We start from the raw sequence: 5967 nt of genomic DNA on the forward strand, positions 1-5967 counted from the left end.
TGTCAAGCAATTTTGAAAATGTCCTAAAAAAAGTTAAACATTAGCACCGTTTGTACGATGCTTTTGTCTTGCTAGAAAGCCAAGAAAGTCATCATTTCTCCAAGGATGTTCCATTGGCGGAATGTACTGCTTTTTTGGCTTGCTTTCTTTGATTTCACCATCAAACTCCTTTGAATGCCTTTCATGCTCTGGTATCTCCTTCATGATGAATAGTTCGTCCAATACATTGACATATAGCCCACCATCAAATGACTCGATGACCATGCAGTCTGTTTTCTTTTTCAGATAGTATGGCACTCCTCTATCAGAAACAGGAATATAGAACTTATTCTTGTATCTGATGCTGTGACCAGAATCAATCTTTCTCGGTGAAAGAACAGCCAGTGTTGAATTAATTTTTTCCATTGATGGTTGCTTTTCAAATACCGATTGTGTAGTATTAAGGTGTAGAGCGAACTGATCATTGAATTTTTTTAGGTAGGAGTTTAAAAATTCGTTGGCTTCCTCTATGGAAGACACATGAGCACGTCTCAATTCAACAGGCAATCGAGACTGGAAGGTCTGATTGAGTCTCTCGATTCTGCCTTTGGCCTGAGCGATGCTTGTGGTCTTTATATCAACACCAAGGTTATGGCATGCGTAGGAGAATTGGGTGAAGGTATCCTCGTCATCGAAAGCCTTGGTTTTTCTTTTGTATTCAAAGACAGTACGCCTGTCAGTATAGAACATGGCAGGGATACCATAACCAGTCAAGATTTGAAAGAAAACATTGTAATAGCCATTCAAGGTTTCCTGAGTATCAAAATAGGCCCCAACCACAGTGCCAGTAGAATCATCAACAGCGAGATGAAGATGCCATATATGACCAGGAATCCATTCGAAAGAAGAGGCGTCCATCTGAATCATCTCACCGAAGTATTTGCATCTTGACCTTCTTGGATGAGCATTTTCATCATCGACGGAAGCGATGGCCATCTTGATCTGATTCTTAACCTTCTGAGAAGAAGTCTGATCAAGCTTCTGCTTAAGCTTTTTCTTCATGAGTTTCTTGGTCTTTCTTCTAGCCTTAGGGGAAAGGACATTCTCCTCTCTGAGCCATTTGTTAAGAGTGGTATCGGATATACTGATGTCAAGATCCTCCTTAACGATTTCGCAATAATGAGTGAAATTTGTATCGGAATAATCATTGATATAGGAAGAGACAATTCTATTTCTCATATCAAGAGGGATAGTGGTAGAAGGACATCTGCCACGATTGCCGTGAATAAAGGCAGCCTTGCCACCATTTTTATATTTGAGTATGAGTCTGTTCACAGTGCGAACAGTACAGCCAATCTTGATGGCAGCACGTTTCTTGTTGCCATTCGTTTCAACAAGTTTTTTAATGATTTCATATTTTTTTAATTCATTCATTCTTAATTCAACCTTTCTCATCATCAAACCTCCAATAAAAAGTGAGGTTTATAGTATAACAGGATTATTTGATAATGTCCCAACATGTTGGGACATTATCAATCTTGATACATTGAGACATTATCATATTTGAATCAGATTCCTTAGTATCAATGTTTGAATAAGATTGTCTTTATTCTCATATCAATGTAAAATAAAAGATAAAGAGAGTTGATCAAAATGTTAATTATCGAAAAGTTAGAAAGAATGGAACAGTTATCTGAAGCAGAAAAAGAAGTTGCGAAAAAGGTTATAGAACTCAAAGGACAAATTAAAGATATGTCTATTCGTGAGTTGGCCTCTGACTCTTATACATCAACTTCAGCAGTTACACGCTTATGTCATAAAATGGGATTTAGAGGTTATCATGATTTTAAAGAAAAATATTTAGAAGAAATGAAATATTTACATGAACATTTTGAAAATATTGATGCCAATATTCCTTTTTATAAAGATGATAATCTGGCGAAAGTTTTAGGTAGTGTCAGTGAGCTATATCAGGAAACGGCTAAAGATACCTTATCATTAGTTGATTATTTTGATTATATAGAAGCGACAAAAATGATAGATCGTAGTCAAAACATCTATGTTTTATGTATAGGTGTTGCGATTGAATTAGGAAAAATCTTTGCAGATCGTATGATGCGTATTGGAAAAAATGTTATTGTCAGTGAAAATGTCAATGAACAGTTCTATCAATCTTATAATGCAACCCAAGATGATACTTTTATATTGATTTCTTATTCAGGAACAACATTAAAAACAAAACAATATATTGAAAATATTGTCAAAAGAAAAGCTCATTCTATTTTGATTACAAGTAGGGGAGAAAGTCAATGGCAGGATAAAGTGGATATTATTTTGCCTATGACTACAAGAGAGAAACTCTATTCTCATATTGCTTCCTATACATCAACAGTGTCTATTATGTTAATTCTTGATATGTTATATAGCTGTTATTTTCATAAACATTATGATGAAGCTTTTCAACATAAAAAAGAAGTTGCTTTATCTTATGAACCTCTTCGTAAAGCCAGTCAGAAGGTTATGGAAGAAGATCAAAATGAAATATTGTTTTCAAAATAATAATGCATGATCTTATTTTTTGAAAACGATGTTTTTTTATCAAATGATTGTATTGTCTATCAATGTGAATTTGATTATGTTAGAAACAAGGAGGAGAAAGAATGAAACTAAGAGAAGATTTTTTATGGGGTGGAGCGACAGCTGCTAACCAGTATGAAGGAGCCTATTTAGAAGGTGGAAAAGGTTTAAGCATTGCCGATGTAGAAAGAGGAGCACGACATGGCGTTCAACGTCAGATTGATGATTATGTACATGAAGATGCTTTATATCCGAGTCATGAAGCAACAGATTTCTATCATCATTATAAGGAGGATATTGCCTTGTTTGCCGAAATGGGATTCAAATGTTTTAGAATGTCTATCGCATGGACAAGAATTTTTCCAAATGGAGATGAAGAAGAACCTAATGAAGAAGGTTTAAAATTCTATGATGATGTTTTTGATGAATTGCATAAATATGGTATTGAACCTGTTGTGACTTTATCACATTATGAAACACCATTATATCTTGTTCAAAAATATGGTTCATGGCGTAATCGTAAGCTTGTTGACTTTTTTGTCAGATATGCAACAACATGCTTTAAACGTTATAAAGGAAAAGTTAAATACTGGATGACATTTAATGAAATTAATGCCACAATGAGAATTCCAAGACCTTATCATCAGGCAGGTTTGATTTTTAAAGAAGGTGAAGATGCCAACCAAACTGTTGTTCAGGCATCACATCATATGTTTGTTGCCAGTGCTAAAGCTGTGATTGAAGGACATAAGATTGATCCAGAAAATATGATTGGATGTATGTTGTTATTCCCTGAAACATATGCTGCAACATGTTCTCCTGATGATCAGGTTGCTGCTAGAGAAAAAATGCTGTCATTATATTATTATGGTGATGCCCATGTCAGAGGATATTATTCTAATACTTGTACATCTATGTGGAAAAGATTAAATGCCAAAGCACCAGAAATGGAACCAGGTGATGAAGAACTGATGCTGGCAGGGAAAGTAGACTATATTGGATTTAGTTATTATTTCTCATCTATTGAAGGTGGCAATGCCGAGCAGATAGAAGGAAATGTTATTAGTGGTGGACGTAACCCATATTTAAAGATAACAGATTGGGGATGGCAAATTGACCCTGTTGGGCTTCGTAATACATTGAATAAATTATATGACAGATATCAGGTCCCATTATTTATTGTAGAAAATGGTATGGGAGCATTGGATACGGTTGAAGAAGACGGTTCTATTCATGATCCATATAGAATTGAATATTTAAGAGAACATATCAAAGAAATGATCAAAGCAGTAGAAGAGGATGATGTAGATTTAATGGGATATACACCTTGGGGATGTATTGATCTTGTTTCTGCTGGTACTGGAGAAATGCGTAAAAGATATGGTTTCATTTATGTTGATAAACATGATGATGGAACAGGAACTTTAAAAAGAAGTCGAAAAGATTCTTTCTATTGGTATAAAAAAGTCATTGAAACAAATGGTAAAGAATTATAAGAAGAAACGTTGTTTTCAAATGAAAAGTCTTAAAACAGGCTTTTTGAAAACAACGTTTTTTTATGGGCTGGTTTCATTGTTTCATGATGAATTCCCTGATAAATTGATAGTCGTTAGGAGGAATCATAGATGGAAATGATAGGTTATATTTTATTACCAGCATTTGTAGCTGGCATTATTCAGGGAGTGTCAGGTTTTGGGGCTGGCGTTGTCATGATGATGTTTTTGCCTTTACAGCTTAGTGTTGTACAAAGTGCAGGTGTATCAAGTGCTATTTGTATGATTTTATGTGCAGCCATGGTTTATCGTTATCGTCATACAATTAATTTTAAAAAGATTATCGGTCCAGCCGTTTTATATTTATTTGTCAGCAGTGTTTCTATTTTATTTGCAAAAATGATTGATCAAAATATCATGAAAATCATTTTAGGTATTTTCTTAATTGTTTTATCTCTTTATTTCCTTTTCTTTTCTAAAAACGATATTGAACCTAAAGGCATCGTTGCTTTATTATGCATTATCATTTCAGGTGCCTGTGATGGATTGTTTGGTATTGGAGGACCATTAATGGTTATCTATTTCTTATCAAAAACAAAAGGAAAAGAAGAATATTTAGGAACAATACAATGTTTCTTTTTAATCAATGTTATTTATTCAACAGCTTTTAGAGTCATTAATGGTATTTTGACAGTTGATTTGTTTGGTGGCATTGGTTTAGGAATGGTTGGTATTTTATTAGGTTTATGGATTGCCAATAAGATTGTAGATAAATTAGATGCTAACCTCATTAGAAAATTAACTTATGTTGTCATTGGATTATGTGGTTTATCCAATGTCATCACAACATTATTATAGGAGGAATGAAAAATGGTTAATGTGATGGATTTGTTTCGTTTAGATGGTAAAGTCATTGTCGCAACAGGGGCGACTGGGTATTTATGTTCACATTTTGTGGAAGCTGTAGCGCAGGCAGGTGGAAGTTTGGTTATGATTGATATCCCCTCAAATGTTGACAAACTTAAAGAATTAGCGCAATCATTAAAGAATCAATATGGTATTGAAGTTCGTTATTATATGGCAGATAATTCAAAGGAAGCTGATATTCAAAAAGTCAGTGAACAGATCATACAGGATTTTGGGCATATTGATGGTTTGATTAATGCAGCAGGTGTCAATCAGCATGGCAGCATTCAAGATTATACCGGTGAAGATTATGCAAGATTAATGAATATTAATATTGTTGGAACATTTTTATGTTGTAAATATTTTGGACAATATATGGTTAAACAAAAACAGGGGTCTATTGTGAATATTGCCTCTTTTACAGGAACAATTGTGAATAAACCACCATTTAATATGTCAGGATATTGTACATCAAAAGGTGGAGTTTTACATTTAACAAGAAGTGTTGCCAGTGAATATGGAGAATATAATGTCAGAGTCAATAGCGTATCTTCAGGGTTTCTAGAAAAAGGGATGAGCAATGTGAAAAACTTTATTAAATTAAATGATCCAAGAGTGTTTGAAAACTCAATGAACAATACACCTATGCATCGTGTAGGTAAACCTACAGAATTAATTGGAGCAGTCTTATATTTATTATCTGACGCTTCAACTTATACAACAGGCATTGATATAATGATTGATGGCGGATATCATGTCTGGTAATCGAACAAACTTTTAGGATGAAAATCTTAAAAGTTTTTTTTGTTTGAAAGTCAAAATCTATATATCGTTTGTATGATTATGTCAAAAATGAATTCTTATCTTTTTTGTATACTGTTATTTGACTCATAAATGAAATAGGCGAAGTCTAGAAGACCTCGCCCCTTCCCGAACCGTACGGGCACCTTTCAATGCATACGGCTCTCCATTTCTAAGTGAGTTTTCGTTTTGCGATTTGATTGTATTCTAA

General features: G+C 34.0%; 5 protein-coding genes. 4 read left to right on the forward strand and 1 reads right to left on the reverse strand.

What is annotated here, in order from left to right:
• Window positions 1–33 precede the first annotated feature (33 nt).
• Complete coding sequence (locus B5G32_RS13025) at window positions 34–1434, reverse strand: ISNCY family transposase (RefSeq protein ID WP_204209742.1); 1401 nt, start codon at window positions 1432–1434, stop codon at window positions 34–36.
• A 198-nt stretch (window positions 1435–1632) separates the two neighbouring features.
• On the opposite strand from B5G32_RS13025, the gene B5G32_RS13030 reads away from it, so the two are divergent.
• The 4 genes from B5G32_RS13030 to B5G32_RS13045 all read left to right on the forward strand — a co-directional run bounded on the left by B5G32_RS13030 (window position 1633) and on the right by B5G32_RS13045 (window position 5720).
• On the forward strand, window positions 1633–2538 hold the full coding sequence (locus B5G32_RS13030; protein ID WP_087936901.1) for a MurR/RpiR family transcriptional regulator: 906 nt from the start codon (window positions 1633–1635) through the stop codon (window positions 2536–2538).
• 101 nt (window positions 2539–2639) lie between these two features.
• Entirely contained in the window at window positions 2640–4052 is a 1413-nt protein-coding gene (locus B5G32_RS13035; protein WP_087936902.1) for a 6-phospho-beta-glucosidase, read from the forward strand.
• A 129-nt stretch (window positions 4053–4181) separates the two neighbouring features.
• Window positions 4182–4907, forward strand: coding sequence for a sulfite exporter TauE/SafE family protein (locus B5G32_RS13040; protein WP_087936903.1), 726 nt, complete (start codon window positions 4182–4184; stop codon window positions 4905–4907).
• Between the two features lie 12 nt (window positions 4908–4919).
• Window positions 4920–5720 (forward strand): SDR family oxidoreductase, encoded by an 801-nt coding sequence (locus tag B5G32_RS13045; RefSeq protein ID WP_087936904.1) that lies wholly within the window; start codon window positions 4920–4922, stop codon window positions 5718–5720.
• The last annotated feature ends 247 nt before the right edge of the window (window positions 5721–5967 follow it).

It is taken from the genome of Massilimicrobiota sp. An80 (assembly GCF_002159255.1).
GTDB classification, from domain to species: Bacteria; Bacillota_I; Bacilli_A; order Erysipelotrichales; family Coprobacillaceae; genus Allocoprobacillus; species Allocoprobacillus merdigallinarum.